Source organism: Daejeonella sp., assembly GCF_037719425.1.
Lineage (GTDB): Bacteria > Bacteroidota > Bacteroidia > Sphingobacteriales > Sphingobacteriaceae > Daejeonella.
Window position 1 is genome coordinate 1 of the sequence record NZ_JBBJNI010000010.1, and the last position, 22347, is coordinate 22347.

12 protein-coding genes and 1 pseudogene are annotated in these 22347 nt (G+C 43.8%); 4 read left to right on the plus strand and 9 right to left on the minus strand.

Annotated features, from left to right (window positions below):
• The 9 genes and pseudogenes from WKF69_RS02470 to WKF69_RS02510 form a co-directional block, all read right to left on the minus strand.
• A pseudogene (locus WKF69_RS02470) lies at positions 1-325 on the minus strand (NADP-dependent glyceraldehyde-3-phosphate dehydrogenase); the annotation flags it as partial.
• A gap of 9 nt (positions 326-334) precedes the next feature.
• Positions 335-1654 carry an MFS transporter gene (locus WKF69_RS02475; protein ID WP_340379279.1) on the minus strand — a complete coding sequence of 440 codons (1320 nt, stop codon included), beginning with the start codon at positions 1652-1654 and terminating at the stop codon, positions 335-337.
• 33 nt (positions 1655-1687) lie between these two features.
• Positions 1688-3091, minus strand: a complete 1404-nt coding sequence (uxaC, locus tag WKF69_RS02480) for a glucuronate isomerase (RefSeq protein ID WP_340379281.1) — start codon at positions 3089-3091, stop codon at positions 1688-1690.
• Positions 3092-3285: 194 nt separating this feature from the next.
• Complete coding sequence (locus WKF69_RS02485; protein WP_340379283.1) at positions 3286-4104, minus strand: SDR family oxidoreductase; 819 nt, start codon at positions 4102-4104, stop codon at positions 3286-3288.
• 6 nt (positions 4105-4110) lie between these two features.
• Entirely contained in the window at positions 4111-4968 is an 858-nt protein-coding gene (locus WKF69_RS02490; protein WP_340379285.1) for an alpha/beta hydrolase, read from the minus strand.
• 44 nt (positions 4969-5012) lie between these two features.
• Complete coding sequence (locus WKF69_RS02495) at positions 5013-6410, minus strand: sialate O-acetylesterase (protein ID WP_340379287.1); 1398 nt, start codon at positions 6408-6410, stop codon at positions 5013-5015.
• 4 nt (positions 6411-6414) lie between these two features.
• The gene (locus WKF69_RS02500; RefSeq protein ID WP_340379289.1) at positions 6415-7197 is read right to left on the minus strand and encodes a sialate O-acetylesterase; all 783 of its coding nucleotides are present in this window, start codon (positions 7195-7197) and stop codon (positions 6415-6417) included.
• 146 nt (positions 7198-7343) lie between these two features.
• Positions 7344-8963, minus strand: a complete 1620-nt coding sequence (locus WKF69_RS02505; protein ID WP_340379291.1) for a RagB/SusD family nutrient uptake outer membrane protein — start codon at positions 8961-8963, stop codon at positions 7344-7346.
• 16 nt (positions 8964-8979) lie between these two features.
• Positions 8980-11928: a TonB-dependent receptor gene (locus tag WKF69_RS02510; RefSeq protein WP_340379293.1), complete on the minus strand. Its 2949-nt coding sequence runs from the start codon at positions 11926-11928 to the stop codon at positions 8980-8982.
• A 584-nt stretch (positions 11929-12512) separates the two neighbouring features.
• Here WKF69_RS02510 and WKF69_RS02515 point away from each other — a divergent pair.
• The 4 genes from WKF69_RS02515 to WKF69_RS02530 all read left to right on the plus strand — a co-directional run bounded on the left by WKF69_RS02515 (position 12513) and on the right by WKF69_RS02530 (position 22060).
• Positions 12513-15497: a discoidin domain-containing protein gene (locus WKF69_RS02515; RefSeq protein WP_340379295.1), complete on the plus strand. Its 2985-nt coding sequence runs from the start codon at positions 12513-12515 to the stop codon at positions 15495-15497.
• A 12-nt stretch (positions 15498-15509) separates the two neighbouring features.
• The gene (locus WKF69_RS02520; protein WP_340379297.1) at positions 15510-17429 is read left to right on the plus strand and encodes a DUF4838 domain-containing protein; all 1920 of its coding nucleotides are present in this window, start codon (positions 15510-15512) and stop codon (positions 17427-17429) included.
• Between the two features lie 115 nt (positions 17430-17544).
• On the plus strand, positions 17545-20463 hold the full coding sequence (locus WKF69_RS02525; RefSeq protein ID WP_340379299.1) for a glycoside hydrolase family 2 TIM barrel-domain containing protein: 2919 nt from the start codon (positions 17545-17547) through the stop codon (positions 20461-20463).
• 25 nt (positions 20464-20488) lie between these two features.
• Positions 20489-22060: a right-handed parallel beta-helix repeat-containing protein gene (locus tag WKF69_RS02530; RefSeq protein WP_340379301.1), complete on the plus strand. Its 1572-nt coding sequence runs from the start codon at positions 20489-20491 to the stop codon at positions 22058-22060.
• Positions 22061-22347 lie beyond the last annotated feature (287 nt).

Sequence of the window (22347 nt, forward strand, 5' to 3'; positions counted from 1 at the left end):
ACTGCTCAATACAATGGATCCTTTCGTTAACGCTCATGGTTGGCCACTCTCCGCGTCCATGATCATAAGCTGCTACGGCCGCGTCGAGGGCTTCCAGCGCTTCTTTTTCATCGCACAATGGATAAGTACCAATTACCTTACGTTCGAACCCTTGCGCGCTGGCAACACAAACAGGTGAAAGTACAGTATGAACTTCACCACTCCAGCTTCTCATTTCACCATTGCACAAATATTCAGTCTGGTGGACTTCATTTTCCAACGCGAACTGTTTTGGAATTTCCTTCTCCGTAACAAATATGGAATCAATCCTTTTTTGCAAACTCATAAATAATAATTATTGCCGTCCGGCAGTTATCGGCGTCATTTTCGGGATCAATAAGCGGAACATAATGAACCAGGCAAGAAGATACGCTAGTCCGCACACGAAAAACATAATATAGTAACCAGTTTCAATGTGGCCGAGGGATTTATAATGGTCAAATAGCTTGCCCGCGAGCTTAGCAACAGTCATACCGCCGAACCCACCGGCCATGCCACCTATGCCGATAACAGATCCGATTGAATTTTTAGGGAACATGTCAGAAACAGTAGTAAAAATATTCGCAGACCAGGCCTGGTGAGCAGAACATGCAATACCGATGATAATTACGGCAAACCACATGCTAAAACTGCCCGCATACTGGGAAAATATCACCAGCAAAGGGAACAGCGCATAAATGAACATCGACGTTTTCCGTGCTCGAACAATAGTCCAGCCCTTGTTTTTTACAAACCACATCGGCAGCCATCCGCCAAGAATACTTCCAAAACCGGCCATGGTATATACTAACACAATAGGGAAGCTGACCTGCATTCCAACAAGTCCATACTCTGCTATCAAAAATGCAGGTAACCAAAACAGGAAGAACCACCAGATCCCGTCAGTAAGAAATTTTCCGACAGCAAATGACCAGGTCTGTTTGAACGTCAGCAGCTTAAGCCAGGAAATTTTTGGCTCTTCTTCCTTATCGTTTACCACGGCGATTTCTTCGTTATCACTATGGATATAATCGTATTCAGCCTTCGAAAGCTTTTTATGCTTTGCCGGAATTTCGTACATCGTAAACCAGAAGATCAGCCAGAGAAAACCAACGGCACCGGTAGCAATGAATGCCATCTGCCAGCTATAATTAATTGCTATCCAGGGCACAACGATCGGGGCAATAATGGCTCCGATGTTTGTTCCCGAATTAAAAATACCGGTAGCAAGTGCCCTTTCCTTTTTAGGGAACCACTCGGCTACCGTTTTAATAGCGGCGGGAAAATTCCCGGATTCAGAAACACCCAGAAGGGCTCTATAAGCCGCAAAACTGAAGGTGCTTGTAGCAAAAGCATGCAAAATTGCGGCAATACTCCATAATATCAGGGAAAATGCATATCCCAGCTTGGTACCTATTTTATCTATGAGACGACCAACTCCCAACATACCCAGCGCATAAGCCAGCGTAAAAGCAATAACAATATTAGAATAGTCAGATTCTGTCCAATTAAACTCCTTCTCCAGTATTGGCTTGAGTAAGCTTATGACCTGTCTGTCAAGATAATTGATGGTGGTTGCAAAAAACACCAGGGAACATATTGTCCAGCGGTAATTACCAATTTTTTTTTCGTTCATAATAAGTTTTTATTAAATTCCTAACAAGTAACATTAATTAAAATTGAAATACGCCTTAGCGTTATAGTAGCAAACATCTTTTACTATTTTACCAAGCCATTCGATGTCATCCGGCAGTTCACCATTCTCCACATCTTTACCTATGAGATCGCACAGGATCCGCCTGAAATATTCGTGACGAGGATAGGAGAGAAAGCTCCGGGAATCAGTGAGCATCCCGACAAAACGGCTCAACAAACCGATGTTAGATAGGGCATTGAGTTGCTTGATCATCCCGTCTTTCTGATCCAGGAACCACCAGGCCGAGCCGAATTGAACTTTACCAGCTACCGTCCCATCATTGAAATTGCCGGTCATTGCTGCGATCAATTCGTTGTCAACGGGATTAAGATTGTAAATGATGGTCTTTGCCAACCGATCCTGCATGTCAAGCTTATTAAGGAAGCGTGTCATTGCTACGCCCTGAGAGAAATCTCCTATCGAGTCTAAGCCGGCGTCGGCGCCAATTTTAGAAAGCAAACGGGTATTGTTGTTGCGCAGACCACCCACATGATATTGTTGCACCCATCCTTTTTCATGGTCCCATAAGCCCAGGTTGAAAAGCATACACGATTTAAATTTCAATACCTGATTATGGCTTAGAGGCTCATTAGACAGGATCGATTTAAAAATCAGGTCGATCTCAGCATCGGTATAATCTTCCGCATAAAATTGCTCAAGGCCATGGTCTGAAACACTACAGCCATTTTCTGCGAAGTAGTTATGTCTGCCCTTTAATGCGCTTAAATAATCTCCGAAATTCAGGATGCGGGTTTTGCTTAATCCTTCAAGCTTCTGAATATATTCATTAAGAGCCTGAATATTATCGGCTGCCATTGCTTTATCAGGCCTGAATGATGGAAGAACTTTTATTTCAAATCCGTCTTTCTTAATTTTCTGATGATAAGCCAGATCGTCAAGAGGATCGTCGGTTGTGCCCGTCATCTCAACCTTCATTTTGCGCATAAGATTCCTGACGGAGTATTCAGGAGTCTGCAGCTTTTCCGAACATTCGTCATAGATCTTTTTTGCTGTTGCTGGCGAAAGGATGTCATATACATCAAAATATCGTCTTAGCTCCAGGTGTGTCCAATGATATAAAGGATTCCTGATCGTATAAGGAACCGTTTCAGCCCACTTTTCAAATTTCTCGTAGTCGGAACGGTCTCCGGTAATATATTCTTCAGGGATCCCATTAGCTCTCATTGCGCGCCATTTGTAATGATCGCCATATAACCAGATCTGGGTTAAATTCTTAAAATTCAGGTCTTCAGCTATCTGGTCAGGGGGCAGATGACAGTGATAATCAATAATAGGAAGACCTTTTGCAAAACTGTGGTATAGCGTTTTAGCAGTATCGGTAGTTAAAAGGAAATCGTCGTCGAGGAAGTTTTTCATTAGTTGTTGGTTATTAGTTGTTGGTTTGCCGCGCTGCGCCTGCCTGCGGTAGGCAGGCTCGCAATGACAGTGCTACTTTTTGGTCATTATTGTTGCGATATAAATTAAAAACTCAGATTCCGGCGAAGGCCGGAATCTTCTTATATACCCCCAATCGATTGTCATTCCGGCGAAAGCCGGAACCTCCTTCATATTTATACTCCACTATTAACGAAGAAGCCGCCATCGACATTTACCACGGTTCCGGTTACGAATTCTGAGGCATCGCTAAGAAGCCATACCAGTGCTCCGATCAGCTCATCAGTATGACCGAACCGTTTGAACGGTGTCTGTTTCAGTACAAGATTACCTCTTTCGGTGTGAGACCCATCCGGGTTGGTAAGCAAAGCCCTGTTCTGTTCAGTTAAGAAAAATCCCGGGGCAATTGCGTTCATCCGGAGTTTGTCGCCGAAGCGGTTAGCCATTTCAACAGCAAACCATTGAGTATAGCAATCGATTGCAGCTTTACCCATACTATACCCGAGGACCCTTGTGATCACCCGCTTAGAGGCCATAGATGAGATATTAACAATAGTTCCTTTATCTTCATTCTTAACCATTGCCTCCCCGAAGATCTGCGTAGGGATTAATGTCCCCCATAAATTCAGATCCACCGCTTTCCTCATCCCATCCATATTCATCTTGAAAATATCGTGCTCTTTAAGAACAATGGCCTCCGGCATATTCCCCCCGGCGGCATTTACCAGGCCGTCGATCTTACCAAACTTATCGAGAACCTTGCTTTTAGCTGTCTCCAGGCTTTTTTCATCCAGCACGTCAGCAATAAGCGCGATCGCTCGTCCACCCTGCCTAATAACCTGCTCAGCGCGATCGTTTGCTACCTTTTCATTCCTTCCTAAAATTCCCACAGCACCGCCTGCTTCGCTTATGCCCTTTATAAATGACTGGCCTATAATTCCTGTACCGCCGGTGACGACGATAACTTTTCCTTCTAATGAAAACTTGTTCTGCATTGTCTCTTATTTAATTCTTAATGTGTTTGTAAGCCATTTTTCTGCAAGTCCGGGCCATGCCATTGCTGCTATATTACCTGACCGGAGTCCATACCCATGTCCGCCATTCGGATAAATGTGAAACTCAAAGGGTAGCTTCTGCTCGCGTAATGCATTTGCGAGTGGCAGTGGAAGGTCGTTCTGATCGTCAGCGGTAAAAAATATAAACATAGGCGGAATATCCTTCGTCACCGTGATTTGAGGATTGAGCTCCTGTTTATTGGCTCCATTTGCCGTGTATGCAGGATAAATGAGCACCGCAAAGTCCGGGCGAGGAGAAATACCGTCTGTCTGATCGACATGGTCATAAGTCTGTTTTGTAAAATTGGTTGCGGCCATCACCGATAAATGTCCGCCAGCTGAAAAGCCGAGCAGGCCGATCTTATCGCTATTAAGTTTCCATTCGGCAGCTCGATTCCTTACAATTCGAATTGCCCTCTGGACATCCTGTAATGCGCCCTCTCTTTTTTGAGGCACTCTATACTCCAGTACAAAAACAGTATATCCTTTGCTGGTAAAATGAGCTGCAACTTCTTCACCCTCGATGTTTATTGCAAGAATTCTATATCCGCCGCCAGGACAGATTATAATACCCGCACCATTTGAGGTGCCTTTTGGGCCATACACCGTCAAATGAGGATCAGTGATATTTGTTATTCGCCTTACGTTCCTGCTGGTATCAGAATATAACTCTGCAGGATGCTTTGCATCTGTTTCTCCTGGGACCTTTCCGGGCCATAATTTAATGACCTGATGTTTAGTGATCTTATGACTTTGAGCCAGCTGATCACTAACGACTTTCTGAGCACGGGTATTTAATGTCATCAAACAACAGAAAATATATAAGGATATAAACTTCATATTTAGACTTACCAATTATCCGTTCTGAAAGATGATGCCGGAAGGTTATCGTTATTGTATAGTTCCCCCACGACCCATTCTCTCCAGGCATATCTTACCGCCACAGGCGTACTTACCGCATCACTTCGTACTGTAATCCTTCCGGCACTAATTGTAGCTAACGCAGGATGAAACTTTTTATCCTCGCCGGCTATCTCAAAAAGTGTCAATGGTCTACGATACGAGGTAAGGTATCCCGCGAAATCGAAAGTTAATATAGCTTTATTTCCATCTATCTCCATCGATTTGTACACCGGACCGGAATAAGCGATCCCTTGTATGCCATATGTCTTTGCTAAAGCAAGGTACGCTAAACGTTCAGCCGGTTTAGTTTTATCGAAAAAATGAATGTCATTTTCCACTCCAACGTCCATTGCGGATGCCATGCCTGAGTTTGGAATGATACTGGATGCCTTTAATTGCGCTTCACGTAAAAGCACACCACTCCGCGTTTTGTCAGTACTGCCAAAGGGAGCTATCTGCACATAATAAAACGGCAGCTCACCCTGGTTCCACAGCTTGCGCCAATCAGCAACCATAGCTGGAAACAATCGGCTGTAGAGCTCCGGCTCATGCCTGTTTGATTCTCCCTGGAGCCAGATAAAGCCCTTTATTCCATAGTTCAGAAGCGGGGCAATTTTACCATTAAATAGCGTCGTCGGTTCTTTATGAGGAGCTTTAACTGTGTCAAGACTTGCGGGGATCTTTACCTCAGGAAAATTCTTAAGGCTTTCTGCGCTCATCCACGCTTCGATCATGGTACCACCCACCTCCGACTGAATAAGGCCAACCGGCACTTTAAGCTTTTTCTGCAATATCTGTCCAAACTGGAAAGCCAGAGCACTAAACTCCCGGGCAGTGGCTGAATTTGACTCATCCCATTGTCCCTTTGTGTCAGTCATTGGACTCAAGGATGTAGCCGTCGCAACTTTGAATAATCGCAAAGAAGGATTATCGGCAGTGAGAATTATTTGATTGGAATTAATAATCGGGGAAGAATTACCTCTAAGAGCCATCCCCATATTGGATTGTCCGGAACACACCCAAACCTCACCCAGCAAGACGTTATTTAGAATTAATTTCTCACCATCGCTGATCGTAATACTATACGGGCCTCCGGCTGTACCAGTGGTAACTTTTACAAGCCACGTCCCCTTGCTGTCTGCAGTTACGGAATAGGTTTTGTTATTCCAGGACGTAACGATGCTAACTTTCGCTGACGATTTTGCACTTCCCCAAAGCGCCACTTGCGATTTTTGCTGAAGCACCATATTATTGCCTAACACCGAGGGCAAAGTTACCTTAGCCTGAGCTGATAGTACGCTAACCAGGATCGCAAAGATTAATGATATTCTAAGTTTTCCCATTGATTTATTTCGCTCCTTTTTTGTGCAGGCCTTTCATTTTGCTGGCGAATCTTTTTCCTAACTTATCCGCCGAGGCAGATTCGAAATGCGTTAAATCTCCTTTGTGTTCTAGGCCTTTTGAGGAAGCTACAGCAGTATACTTTACCATCCCGGGCAGTTTTTCCAGGACTGTATTGATTGTAGCATATTGCTCTTTAAACCTTCCTAATTCCCCTGCCACAAATGGAAGCTTCGGATCCCGGGTAATAATCCGAACTCTTTCTATAAGCTTCGCCAGTTTTGCATAATAGGCGGCGGCTGCCTTTGGATTACTATCTGATTCTCCCTGATGCCATATAACCCCCTTAAATACTCCTGACTTCATTGCTTCCTCGATACGTTTCAATGCATCGTCATAAGGGTGAGTTTTAGTCGCCTTGTCGGATGCACCGGGTTCCCAGACATTAATGGATGTCCCTCCAACCGCACACGGCACAAGCCCTATCTTTACGCCGGGATTTGCATTTGCCATCTCTATCCCAAAACTGAGTCCTGGCCCTACACCAGCCACAGGGGGTTTATCAAAGTGCAGGGGGTGCTTAGCTGCTACCCACTCATTGTCTTTATCAAGGACATATAACCGCGGGTTTCCCTGGTCTTTATATTTTTCGGAGATCTCTCCTCTGCCTGCCATGTTTGACTGGCCGGCGAGCAAGTATAAATGAAAATTGCTATCAGGCTGTGCAAGGCATGTGATCGAAGACAAGCTAATTATAACGGTCAGGAAGTTTTTAATTCTAATATGCATAGCTGAACTTAGACCTCTAATATAAAAAAGAAAGCATTTCTTTTATCGCTTCCGATGAAGTTCGATCAAACTGAGGTCCCGGCAAAAGCTGGACTTCTAAAAAAGCCCCCCGAATTATCGGGGGGCCTAAAACAAAATCTCCCCAATTAATAACCCGGATTATTCGGCATTTTCAGTGTCAAATTCGCATCAATAACGCTTTGCGGGATCGGAAATAATAAATCCCGGTCTGCAATTGTAGTCCTCGCTAAGACATTATAAAGTCTTACCCTTTCCAGCAGTTTTCCTGTACGTAATAGTGTGTATCTTCTTTCTTCCTCTGAGAAAAGTTCACGCGAACGCTCGTCTAATATAAAATCAAGATTGATCTGAGCAGCTGAAACTGTTGGAGCTTTAGCCCGATTACGGAGCACATTGATGGTGGTTGCGGCGTCGCCAGGTGCTCCTGTCTTCATCTGCGCTTCTGCAAGCAGCAGATAGGTGTCAGCTGAACGCAGATAAACCTGGTCGTTATACGCTCTATCGACATTAGGGTCCACAGGGCTTGCATAATCCCATTTGCGGGTATGCGGCCAGTTAGCATTTACCGTTTTTTCATTTGAAGTTCTATCTAGCTGAATGATATCCCCCAGTTTAAGACCAGCGGGAATTCCTGCCGGATTATTAATTGCATAATTAAATCTCCACGCAAAATCTGAGCCTCTGTCATCTCCGGCAGGGTAAATACCTAGTGCCCATTTTGTAGGCCCGTAACGTCCGATTCCGCGACCGCCGTATTCAGCACTAACAAGGAATGGGTTCCTGCCTCCCTGGGTAAAGGAATAGTAACGGTTTACCCAGTAACGACGCATCACGTTGTTTGGCTCACCGCCAATTACATTTAGCTCAGCTTGTAACACCCAAAGTGCTTCCGTATTTCCCTGGGCGCGGTTGGAGTTACCATCTAAGAACATATCAGTAAATGGAGTACCTGGTTGGGTTGCTTTCACGCCATATCGTGCAGTAACAAGCCTGTAATTATTATTGGTTGTAACTTTTAAAGCCATATCTCTCGCTTGGGCGTCTTTCCCTTGAGCTAAATAAAGTTCAGCCAGATAATGCTGTGCCACTCCTTTAAGAATCTTTCCGTTCAGGGTTGAGGTAACCGGAAGATGTTGTTCTGCAAACAACCAGTCAGCTTCCATTGCGGCCTGAACTTCTGAGACCGGCGCTCTTACCCAATCTGTTTTAATTGTACTTCCGGACGATTCTGTAAGAGTTAACGGTACCGGACCCCACATGTAGGTTAAATGACGATACGACCAGGCTCGGATGGCACGTGCTTCAGCAAGAACAAGGTTTTTATCAGTTGCTGACCAACTAATATTCGGATTTTCTGCTCTGGTAGTAATAGTATTTGCGGCATTAATTGTTTCATACAGCCAAGCCCATTCAAGTCTAAAATGGTCAACGGCGGCGTTATTTATTATGCCCCAATTGTTGTAGATGTCTTCAAGCCCATCCCTCCAATTAGCATAAGCGTTATCAGTTCCTACATAGGCCGGGCCGGTCATCATAGCGCCAACTGAACCTAAGGTGTTACCCGATCTTGAGCGGCGCACCTGATCGTATAGACCATTGATACCTGCATCAAATCCAGCCTTATTCACATACAGATTTTCCGGTAGTACTACACTTGGAGAGTTTTCTACCAATGCATCTTTCGAACAACCGTGGAATAGGGTAACTATAAGCAGGGCTATCACTATTTTATTTAATTTTCTCATAACTATATTTAATTTATTACAAGCCAATGTTTAGTCCGAAAATAAATTCCCTTTGTAAGGGAATATCTTCCTGTGTATTTAGCTCCGGATCTGTGCCCGTCCATTTAGTGATCGTAAATAAATTACGGGCATTCGCATAAATTTTCAATCTGCTTACTTTAATCTGGCCGAGCAATTTCGCTGGCAAATCGTAAGAAATCGATGCATCTTTTAGCCTTGCATAACTGTCACTTTGTAATATTCCTACACCAAGGAGATTTGCATTGAGAGAATTCATGTAGAACTCATTAGATGGATTAGTTGGAGTCCACCAGTTTTTCTTAGTCGTATTATTCCGTACACGCGATTGAACCGCATCGGATAGCAAGGGATTATTCCTGCTAGTACCTTGTACTCCTTGCATGAAGACATAAAAGGAGAAGTTCCTGTATTTAAAGTTATTACCTAACCCCCAGATAAAATCGGGCTGCCTGCTGCCGTTGATGGTACGGTCAAGATCAGTTTCGATTTTCCCACTTCCGTTAGCATCGATTACTTTCGCATAACCCGGTTTTGCACCCGCCTGTGGTGATTTTGAAAAATCATCCCCAGTTTGCCAAACACCTCCGAACCTTAATCCATAGTTTACGTCGATGGGTTGCCCGATAAAATAGCGGCTTGCAACATCATCCCTTCCATCTCCATACAGGTCCAATATTTTATTCCTGTAATATGAAATTGTTGCATTTGTAGACCAAGTGAATTTGGCAGATTCAAAATTTGTGCTGATTAAACCTAACTCCATCCCGTTGTTAGACGTTTCACCGATATTTTGAAGCACCGAACTCACGCCATGTACAGAGGATATTTGTCTCAGCAATAATAGGTCTCTGGTCTTTTTAGAGTATACATCAAAAGCCCCCTGAATTCGGCCTTTGAGAAATCCAAAGTCAACACCGGCGTTAAATCCAGTAGTGGTTTCCCATCCCAGGTCTGGGTTAGCTAGTGATGTTGGTACATACCCCGGAGCGGAATTAACTCCATCCACGTAACTTCTAGTAGATAATCTAGCAAGGCTTGAGTACGGATCAACAGCTTGGTTTCCAATACTACCGTAGGATAACCTCAACTTGAGCGCTGAAATAAATTTATTATCTGCAAGGAATTTTTCATTAGATATATTCCAGGCTAATGCAGCGATAGGAAAGAAAGCATATTTTTTAGTATTACCGAATGCTGAGAATCCATCTCGGCGGCCAGTCAGAGTAAGTGAGTATTTGCTGTCATAGGAATAATTTATACGTCCCATCTGAGAGATAAGGGTCTTGCCAGTGTATTGGCCAGCTGACGGAAGGATACCCGATGCCACGTTCATCTGATAATAAGTAAGAACATCATTCGGAAACCCAGTACCAACAACTCTATCCTGCCTCAATACATCCTCCTGCCAGCTATATAGACCGGTCACGCCTATTGTATGCTTTTTAAGCGTGCGGTTATAATTGAGAATATTTTCAACCAGAAGATTACGGTTATTATTATCTACGGATGTTAACTCCCCCTTTGTAAGTAATCCTGTCCGGGTGTTCACACCGAAATATGTATCCTGATTCCTTATCGTATACTCGATACCGGTGTTTAACCTGTAACCTAAACCTTTAATAAAAGGAAGTTTTAGATCCAGAAAATTATTTGTAATAATCTTGTAATTCTTATCATCATTTGTCGCTATAGTAGGTGCCAGAGGGTTTTCAAAAAAGCGGTCTGCGTCCCATGGATAAATGGTAAGGCTCCCATCTGCATTAAATGGAGTCGTGAGGGGGTTAAACCTATAAGCTCCCGTCAGACCATCAAACGATGCAGGTAACCCGTCACGATTATTATATGACAACTGGGTATTAGTGCCCAAGCTTAACCACTCTTTAACATTGGACTCAAGATTCAGCCTGGATGACAACCTTTTGAAATTATCATTTTCGGCTATCCCTTTTATATCAAGATAAGTAGTTGAAAGGTAGTACCTGGAACTTTCTCCACCGCCTGATACTCCGAGTGTATGCTGGCTTTTCGATCCCTGACGAGTAGTAAGGCCCAGCCAGTCAGGAAAATTTTTAGAGTCGTAAACTGCTTGTTCTGTTAAAGTAATTGAGCCTGGCTCTCTGGTTTGTTTAAAATTATAGAACTCTTCCGCAGTAAGCGTTGGAGGAAGATTAGCGATATTCTGAAGGCCGTAAAAACCATCATAAGATATCACTGGCTTTCCACGCGCACCCTTTTTGCTGGTTACAAGGATTACTCCATTGGCTCCTCTCGAGCCATAAATACCTGCTGCGGAAATATCTTTAAGCACATCGATAGACTCAATGTCAGGAGGATTGATATCAGAAATGCTTCCGTTGTAGGGAACCCCGTCAAGAATGATCAAAGGTGCTGTCTCTGCAGTTATCGAATTCCTTCCGCGAATCCTTATTGTATAATTATTGCCTTCGGCACCACCGGCATTCTGGTCAATGCTTAAACCGGGGATCGAAGCTTGTAGGGCTTGTGCGAAATTCGTATTGGGAAGGCTCTCCAGCCGTTTCTTATCAACTGATGCAACCGCCCCTGTTATATCGCTCCTTTTCTGCGTACCGTAACCTACAACTACCACTTCATTTAGGTTAGTTGCATCCGTGCTAAGAACTACATTCAAGATTGTGCCGTTCGCGCTCGAAGCAGAAACTTCTTTGCTGCTATATCCTATATAAGAAAATACGAGTATATCCGTAATACTCACATCCGCCAAACGGTAATTACCATCGCCGTCGGTGCCAGCCCGCTTGGTTGTTCCTTTGACAGTTACGGTCACGCCAGGCAATGAAGTCTGGTCTTTCTCGTCGGTAACCTTTCCGCTGATCGTTTTGGTCTGGGCAAACACGACGGTCTGCGATGATACCAGGAGGAGCAGTGACAAGATCCCAATCCAATTTCTGTAAAATTGTTTCATACTTTTTAGTTTTTTTTAATGGCAATTAATCTGCCGGCAGGCAGGGCTTGCATGAGCAGGTTTCATACGTTAATTTACAAAAGCGTTTATCATACTTCTCAATCTGTTTACACGGAACCGTTAAATCATATAGATAAAGACACAAAGGATAACAACAATCAGAACCGCTCCTATGAACAGCAGATTTGCAAAATACTTTGATCTTTCTTTTATGTAAGATTTCATGATTAACATTTGAATAAAGTTAACAGCACGCTACCCAATAACTACAGGTCATATATAGCAAATGTACCTGCGAAATGCGTCAGAAAGATTTCTGGAAAAACGTCAAAGTATCCAATCTTAAATTGAGGCTGGTGAACTGTATGGTTGCAGTGTTCATTTGTAATGTACTTCTGTTTCATTTAGCCTGTATCACTTTTTGAACATCTGTATACCTTGTGAAAACAATTGCCTAATCTTATCGCACGTTTCATATGACGCCAAAAAATATTATCTGCCTGTTCCAATATAACTTTTCGTTAAAAACTTCTTCACAAACATCAAATACCAGGTTGCATTGGTTATGGATAGCATTTTCATGCTTGTTTACAATATCAGAGGTCTATTCCCAACAAAAAAACCTGGCGCTCGGGAAGTCAGTGACGGCAAATTCTGAGAATCCGCAGTATCCTGTCCATAATGTAGTTGACGGCAAGATAACCCGGAATTCGAAATGGATGTCAGACAATGTCAGGCCCCCGCATATTCTGGAAATCGATCTTAAAGAATATTGTAATATCAGCGGGATTGTAATCCACACAGGCATCCCTGATTCTGAGCGATCAGCCGCTGAATTTTCCCAGGCTGCCGGCTTCTTCTCAGCAAAGAATTTCAAGCTTCAGTATTGGGATGATGCCAACTGGACCGATATCCCCAATACTGAGGTTCATGAAAATCGTTTAACAGAAGTTAAATTCTCTATTTCTCCAGCTATTAATACGTTTAGGCTTCGTTTTGTATGCGACGATGGTGAACCCATCAATATTATGGAATTACAGGTCTTCGGCACTGAAACCGGTCGCGCCGCGCCGGTTCTTAATGTTACCGGGCTCGAGAAAAAATCTGTTATTGCCGCTGATCAGGATATTTCAATAAAAATAGAAGATAAGGTTATTGGCAAGAGCATGAAATATGTCGGCTACAACCAGGGATACTATCTGCCGGGAAGTAACGCTTCAGGATGGGTAGAGTATTCCGGAGTTAACAGCCTTCGGATCTGGACTTCTTTGAACTCATATGTTCCGCTTAAAGCGGTTGAGGTAGACAAAGCTATCTCGAGTGTTGAGGACTTCGATAAGCGTAAAATGGAACTGCGCAACAATCCTGAAAATAATAAATTCCTCAAGTGGGATATTCTCCTTCCGTTATACAAAAAGCCTGAGGAGTCCAGCACAAATCCGATGGTCCTGGATTATGTATTGTCTGAACTTAAACGCTTAAAAATCGATCCGGTTGTCCAGGTTAGCGGTACCGACTTTAGTGACTTATGGAGTAATAAATGGCAGCAATGGCAACGGTTTTATGCACTGGCTTACTACATGGCTAAAACAGGGGATGTAACGATGCTCGCATTGCAGAATGAGCCCAATCACCGCAATTCTGGCCCGATGAAATTAGACCAGTGGATCAGTGCGATGCAAATTGTATCCGACGCACTGACTTCTGCCATAGCCGATGTAAATAAAAAGTATGGTAAAAACCTAAAAGCCCAAATGGTAGGACCGGTAACTGCCGGCAACAATCCTGAATGGTGGACAGCAATAGCCAAAAACGTACGCACAGATTATCATGGTAAACCAGTAAATCACGATCTAATCAGCTTGTTTTCAACCCATTCATATAATTCTCCCGCGGCCGGCTATGCCAACCGGGTCAAGGAAATAAGTAAGATCATCTCTGATAATCATCCTTCAGGAACTACAATACCGGTCGTTTACACCGAGATCGGTAGATGGATGAATGCTTATCTCATAGATAAAGAAGAGACGATGGATTCACCATCTCTGTTCACTGAATGGGCAGGTATATATTCTAACAATACCAGAAATGGAGCATATGGAATGTGGGCCTTTAAATTTGCCAACACTACGTCTGACGTGTATAGCATGGGTATCAAATCGGGCCATCATTTCACCTGGCAGGGAAAGAGGATCATCGAGGATGCGTACAAAAATCTTCTTGAGAACAGGCCCGTTAAAAGCTATAACAATTCGGCAGCGGGTGCGGTTACAGATGGTTTGAAATCTGATATCTCGTCATGGAAATCAGATTCGTCGGCCACAGAAAAGTGGCTTGAATTTGACCTTGGATCATCAAAAAAGATAGGAAGCTCCATAGTTTATACGGGATCTGCGGGAGGTGTTTATACCAGTCCGGATCGTATCAAAAATTTCAGCCTTCAGTATTATAGCAATGGCGAATGGAAAGATATCCCGGGAACGGTTGAAAAGGCTAATAAATATGCCCAACTGTACAGGAAATTTAAACAGCCTGTGGAAACCAATCGCGTGCGCTTTATCTCGGATGACCCGGGTGTGCTGAAAGTCCGTGAAATTAAAGTATTTGCAGAAGGCGATGGCCCGTCAGATACCGAGAATTATGATGTATCCGGGATACAGCGTACCGGTGAGGTTGTTCGCCTTTTCGCAGAAGGATTCAAAGAAGAGAGGCCTTTATATTCCTCTATCATCAGCAAAAATGATGAGAATCTGGATGTAATGACATCTTACGACGCTAAAGCAGGCAATTATTACATATGGCTGGTACAACGTGGCTCCTACGCAGATCGAATTTCGCTGGACTTGAGCAGCCTTGGTATAGCTACAGGTGTCCCAGTGACTATTGAATCTGTAAGCCACCATTCATATGGCGAGGTAACCGGGGTTCAAAGCTTACCGGGAAATAAAAAGATTAATATCGTATTGATGCCGCAAAGTGTCATGCTGCTAACCATTCCGAAGGGTCTTACAACAAAGCAAATTTTTAAAGCTGTGGCGGATGCAACAGTAAGCGGCGGAAAAAACAGCCCACAGAATTACGGAACCATGGAAGAGCTCAAGATAGCCCTTGATGCTTCGAGGCCCGATAATAACCAGGCAGCGTTTATCCGTTTTAGCCCAGCGAAGAATACTGCGGGAGTTTCCCGTGCACTTTTGAAAGTTAATGGCAGGAATGCCACGGACACAGCTACAATGCGTTTTCATGTTTACGCAGTCCCTGGCGCAAAGTGGGACGAAAAAGGCATTAACTGGAGCAACGCGCCCCAACTAAACAATGAGGGCTTCATTAAAGAAGTTGGAAGAACTGCATTCGTGGCTGGTGAACTGGCTTTCAATAGCACCAAAATGGATCATTATCTTGATGTCACTGATATTCTAAAAAATCATCCAGCAGAATCTTATACATTCATCATGGTGCGTGAAACCCGCCAAATGGGAGATGATGAGGATAAGGGCCGCACGATTTCGATATCCTCGAAAGAGGGGCAGGCCGCAGCTCAACTGGAAATATGGTATAAAGGAAAATAACCAATTTTGAGCATGTTAGCTAATAAGTCACTTTCAGCAGATTCTTCAATGACTACATCAGGCATTCGCTTTTTTGTAAAGGCGATAGGGTTGTTATGTCTGATATCGCTGATTGTATCAAATACTGCTTTTGCTGCCCAAAGGACGATTATTATTCACAGCAAGGGAACACCTAAGTTCGATGTAGTTATTCCGGAAAATGAAAGTACAAGCCAAAAATTTGCAGGACTTGAACTGGTTAAGTATCTCCAAAAGCTAACCGGATCAACGTTTAAATTGTTAAATGGTGCGAATGGTAATAAACCTTCTATCATCCTGCGGAATGCTTCACGCGATGCCAGGGAAGCTTACAATATCCGCGAAAGCGGAAACAGTTTGATCCTTGAGGGTAACTCCGATGCAGCAGTCCTATACGCCGTTTACGATTTCCTCGAGCGGCTTGGGTGTGTCTGGCTTGCGCCGGATTTTGATCATTATAAAGGGAAGGCTGAAATAATCCCGCTCAAAAAAGAATTGTCCTTTAATTACAACGGAAAAATATCAGAGACACCTGCCCTGGAATACCGGAAACTGGATGTGGCCGGAGCAAGGAATAATACCGTTGAGAATCTCAGGCAACTGATTGAATGGATGCCGAAAGTGCGATACAACACCTTACGGCTGCAAATGGGGAAAGCAAAATGGGAGAAATGGAGCGCTGATCTGACTCCCGGGATGAAGAAAAGAGGTGTCAGTATTGAAGTTGGCGGTCATGGCTATCAGAATTTCTTAAACGCAGGAATGGAAGGCGGCACATTATTCAAAAGGAACCCGGAATGGTTTGGCAAAGACAGTACCTGCAATTACAATCCTTCCGACCGGCTGGTTTTCAATACCGAAGATCCGGAAGCTGTCGATTACTTCCTAACCAATGTGGTTAACTACCTTAAGTCCCATCCTGAGATCGAAATATTTGACCTCTGGCCTCCCGATGTCGGCCGCTGGGCTGATTGCCCGGATTGGAAAAAGTATGGAACGGCACAAGACCGGCAGATAAGGCTCACAAACAAACTAAATGCAGCAGTGAAAAGAGCAGGTCTGGATGTTAAAATTGAGATCATTGCGTATTCATTTGCCCTTTTCCCTTCTGATAAAGAAGTTCTGGACAAGGATGTACTGGTCGAGATTTGCCCTATTGACCAAAGCTTTGAATACCAGATCAACGATCCTTCAGCACCCACAAATGCCGAATACGTCAAAGCCATAATGGCCTGGCGAAAAAGCTTCCCCGGTAACATTAGTTTCTACTCGTATTATCGCAAGCAGGCATGGCGCTCGCTGGCTAACATTGGCCCGCACTATTTACAGAAGGATATGCAGTGGATAAAGAGCGTTCCTATGAGCGGCATCTCCTGTTATGCAGAACAAGGCGACTGGTTTTCATACGAACTAAATCACTACACTCTGGCTAAACTTGCCTGGGATCCGGGCATCAATGTGGATTCTCTTTCAGCGATCTTTTATAAGAACAGATACGGTAAGAAGTGGGAAACAGCACGCAACGCTTACCAGCTTATTGAAAAGACAGTTCCGGTCTATGGAAGCATACCATTTTCAACGCTAAAGTCGCCAGAGGCAATTAAGCGAGCTCAGAATTCGATCCATGCGGAGATGGCAAGGCTGAGATCAGCCAGCGAGATTTCAACAGATCCGGAAGTAAAAGCCAATTTTGTCCGTTTGCTTCTTGTATTTGAGTACATCCGTTTTGACCTGAATATCCAGCATTCCCGGGCAGCAGCGATTCCAAAGGAACAGATATTTACCGAAGTGCGTAAACTGGTTGATTTCCTTGAAGCGAATGCGGGCAAAGGGGTTGTTATCCTTACTGGGAATAATGATTACGCAAGGTTTACGAAAAAATATGGGCTTACTAACCAGAGTTTGCTGGACTGAGTGTCATTGCGAGCGAAGCGCGGCAATCTCTAAATGTTTAGCAAGAGATTGCTTCGTCGTGCTTCCTCGCAAGGACAACTGAGAAGAGCTACTATATATAATAAACCCAATAAATATGAAAAAGCTAATTTCAATTATAACGATAATCCTAACTACTATCCTCCCTGCGTTGGCACAGGAATCATTCAATATTACTCCGTTCACTGGTACAGATTATATCCGGCTTGTTGTTGATGGAGCTTACCGCTCTGCACCGGAAAATACGTTTAAGGTGCAGATCCGCTCATTGAAGGACGGCAAAACCTTATGGGCAGGTCCGGTTAGTTCTGAAAAGGCAGTAAATGAGGGCAATTATCTGGCATTTACTGTCAAGGACCTTAAACCTGTTTTGTGGACTCCGAATAATCCGGCTTTATATGAAGTAACTCTCCTTCAATATAGCAAGGGTATATTAAAAAACTCCTTAAAAGAGCGTGCAGGCTTCCGGAGCTTTGAGCGGAGAGCGGGCAGTCTTTACTTAAACGGAAAGCCGATCTTCCTTCGCGGGATTGCTATTAATCCTCCGGGAAGGGGAATTCCTGATAAACTGGAAACAAGCCGTGCATTTGCTTTAGACTACGTGACTTATATGAAAAGTATCAATGTCAACATAATCCGCATCCCGGATGCGGAAGAATGGTTTGATGTCTGCGATGAGCTTGGCATGATGGTATTTGGAGGAAACTACGGAGGTACAGTAGCCAAGGGTGAAAAGGTTGTGGTAACGGAAAAGGTAAGCGAGGAAACGGACGGCGGATTCCCTGCTGATTACGATCAGGGAGTGTCATGGTATGAAAATAAAAAACTTGGGCTCATTGCCCATCATCCAAGCCTGATGGTATACGCTATGACAAATGAAACACCATTTGCCGGCGAAAGGGCCCGGCAATGGGAGAAATTTCTGGACTATGCCTATAACAAATTAAAGAAATGGGATGAAACGAGGGTTTATATAGCGAATGCTGGCTACGGCTATGGCAAAACCGGCGATATAATTGATATCCACCGGTACTGGGGATGGTACTACAGTTCGCCATTCACATTCCTTAACATCCGCGACAATTCTAAAATTATTCCCTTCCCGAAGAACGGTATGCCCATTACATTTACTGAATGTGTGGGCAATTATACTGGGCCGGATGGACGTTATAATCTAACTCCGGCACATAAAAACCCCAGCTCCCAACTCGCATGGACAGGACATGAGCGCCAGGATCTCCAATCGAGGCTTGCTGATGAACATCAGAGCTTTAATTTCCGGCAAGCTACAGAAAGCTTCAGACAGCTAAGAGCAATAAACCCTGATCTCAGTGGAGTCTTTCCCTTCACCATTCTCTTCTATAATTGGGATACTATTGAAAAGTTTGCTGACATGAACCCTAAGCCTGTGACTGACCAGGTAAAAATCTCATATCAGCCAATACTGTTAAGCTGGGAATGCTGGACACCAAATTCCTTTGCTGGTTCGGTAATCAATCCTATCGCCCATATTATCAACGATGACAACGATTTTAAAGACGTCATCAATGCGAAAATAATTTATCAACTGAAGGATAAAACCCATGCGGTCGTATTCTCTGACAGCACCAGTATAGCAAACGTTCCATATTATTCTACCGCACAGAAAAAGCTGAGTATCCGTATTCCGAAAGATCTAACCTCAGGGAACTACCAGCTTATCGGAAAAGTCATCAGCAATGGAAAAGTTGTTTCCCAGAACTTTTATAAGCTTTTTATAGCCAGCAACAGTTTTGCAGGAACAATCCCAGCTTTATCGGAAAACCTGGTAGTTTATGACCCCGAGGGGAAAACCAAAAGATCTCTTGCAAAACTTAATGTCAGGTTTAAAGAAATCTCCGCACTGAATAACATCCCTGCAGGAAGCGTCTTATTAATTGGTGAAAACGCGGCAGACAAAACGGTTTCCGAAAGCGCAGGTTCGATCAAAAGCTTTATGACCTCAGGAGGCAGGATAATTACCCTTCGTCAGGACAGTTCTCATATCGCGAATCTAAACTCCCTGCTCGCAAACCCGCTGGTGAACAACAATGTAGACATTGATAACCCTGTTTATCCGGTTTCTTCAAAAGCGCCAAGTAATGGTTACTATGTTAATCCTGAGCGGCCAGAGCACCCGGTATTTGCAGGCATCAGTCGTGAGAATCTTAAAGTATGGTCTGATTATACAGACTGGAATGAAACGAAAAAAGGAATGCCAGCTATTCAGCCTGTGACAAATGGCTTCATGCTCAAGGAAATTAATGATGTTGGTCATACGGCTATCCTGGCAAATTTTGCTTCTGGTCTCCAATCTATCGCACTGGCAGAACAATTCTCCGGCCATGGAAGCATCGTGCTTTGCGGGCTTGACCTCGCGAGCCGGACAGACATTGACCCGGTTGCAGCAAGGCTATTTCTTAATTTACTGAGCTACAGCAATTCTGCAAGCGGGCACGAGCCTTATCAGCTTATTACCGCCCCTATTATCTGGGGAGAATACGAAACCGAAAAAGGTATTGTCACTGATGTCTACAGTGGCTTTCTTGTAAATTCTACGCCTCGCCTGCCTCCGTCTTTTACGCGCGGCATTGTAGTAACCAAAGAGGGTTATCAGCTCGCCGGGGGTGCCAGGTCTGGATTTAATACAAGACCGGGTATCCAGTATGTTGCAAATGGAAGGAGGCCTTGGGGTCCGTATGTGCAGACTTTCGGTGGACAGCCACAATTTACAGATAAAACGTCGACAGAGGGAACAGCTAAATTCTGGTGCAGGATACCTGAAGGACAAAATTTAGCGAGCTCACTTGTTTGGAATCCAGGTACAGAACCGGTGGTAATGAAAATTAAAGTGAACGGGCTGCCTGAGATCAGTAAAACTTTGAAACCGGGCGAAAAGGTAAGCATAGACTCACCCGTAGATTCCAGCAATGTATCGATGACCTATACAGGCGACAGGCGTTTGGTAGTTCTTGAAACAGCCTTCAGAAAACGATAGATAAATATTTTAACTTAATTACTTTATGAGACCATTTTTTAGACATGTAATCCTTTGCCCGATATTTTTGCTCTTAGCTAAATCAGGATATTGTGAGAAATATTATGTTGACGCCTTAAAAGGCAGTGATAGTAATAAAGGGCTCTCTGCAAATACCGCATGGAAAACATTGGACAAAGTGAGTAAAAGCACTTTCGGCCCGGGCGATCAGATATTCTTCAGAGCCGGGCAGATTTTCAAAGGCTCCCTGCTGATTTCCTCAGGAACCGCTGGCAAACCCCTGAAGTACGAGAGCTATGGCTCTGGAAGCCCGGCCATCTTAGATGGTGAAGGGGGTCAATACGCTATAGCGGCTTATAATAAAGAACATTTCGAACTCCGCAACCTGGCAGTGACCAATTTCAGAAATGGAGTTGTAAGTAAAGAAGATGTATTTGATGGTATTTATATCCAAAATGAAAATGCCGGCACCTTAAGCCATATTCATTTTGATAATATCAGGGTTTTTAATGTTAACAGTACCCATATTCCAAAGGATGAAGGCAAGCTTGACCAAAGCCGGTATCATGGCGGAGTGCAGTTTTATACTAAGGGGAGCAAAGTTCGCAGCAATTTCCATGATGTTCTGATTCAGAACTCCACATTTGAGAAACTGGGACGTACTGGATTTAACTTTCGCTCCGATTGGGATGACCGGCTGGCTTACAGTAAATTCGGCGATGACATAGGCAATGGCATAAAAGATAACTGGACTCCTAACACTGGCGTAGTGATCAGAAAAAACATCTTTAGAAATATTGCCGGTAATGGCCTTATTGTTCGTGTTGCCAACAAGGCGCTTATAGAAAGCAATCTTTTTGATTCATGCGGAGTTAAAATTTCAGGTAATGCCGTATTTAACTTTAGTACCGATAGCACAGTTTACCAGTACAATGAAGCAAAGAACACGGTTTACAATGAAGGAGATTCTGATGCACGTGGTATCGACAGCGACTATCGTACAAAACATACTTTAATACAGTTTAATTATCTGCACAATAATGGCTTGGGGGGTGTTACCGCAACTGGCGGGCCCGGTGTCGGAGCAAACCCCTCCAACTTTAACCTGGGAACCATTATCAGGTATAATATCATAGAAAATAATGCCCGGCAGGGAATTTACATATCCGGCCGGACAGAAGGATTACAGGTTTATAATAATGTTTTCTACGCCGACGAGCATTACAACGACGTAGTTGTCGTTAAGCTTAATCGCTGGACTGTTTACCCCAATGGTGCTGCATTCAATAATAACATCTTCATGTTCAAGGGGAAAAACCCTACCTACAGTTTTGGGAATTCGACAAATGTCTCATTCAGTCACAACAATTATTTCGGGCTAACCCCACCTGCAGAATTCCCGGACCTGTATCCTTTTCTTACAAATCCAGGATTAATGGATCCCGGAAGATCGCCTCTGGGCTACAAGTTGGAACCTAAGTCACCACTTAAAAGCGCAGGTTTGGTTATTAAAGACAACGGTCAAAGAGACTATTATGGAAACAAGATCAAAAGTAATGTAAACCCTTCAATCGGAATAGACAATTCAAAGAAGTAATCCCCATGGGGTGGATATTTACCCCGGTCTGCTCCTGGATGTGCCCCTTACTTACAGGGGTACGGCAAATCATGCTCATCGAATCAGGCCTTGCCACACCCAAAATGTCGGCTATTTTATCGTGCCTTTCCCTATGGGCAGTAGCTAAGTTGTCACAATTCCATTTGCCGTTCATTTGCCGTTCATTAACCGTTCATTAGCCGTTCATTTGCCGTTCACGGCTGTACTGAAAAAAGCATAAGACGGCCCCTGCGCTTTTTCAGCTCAGCAAGTAAAATAAACTTATA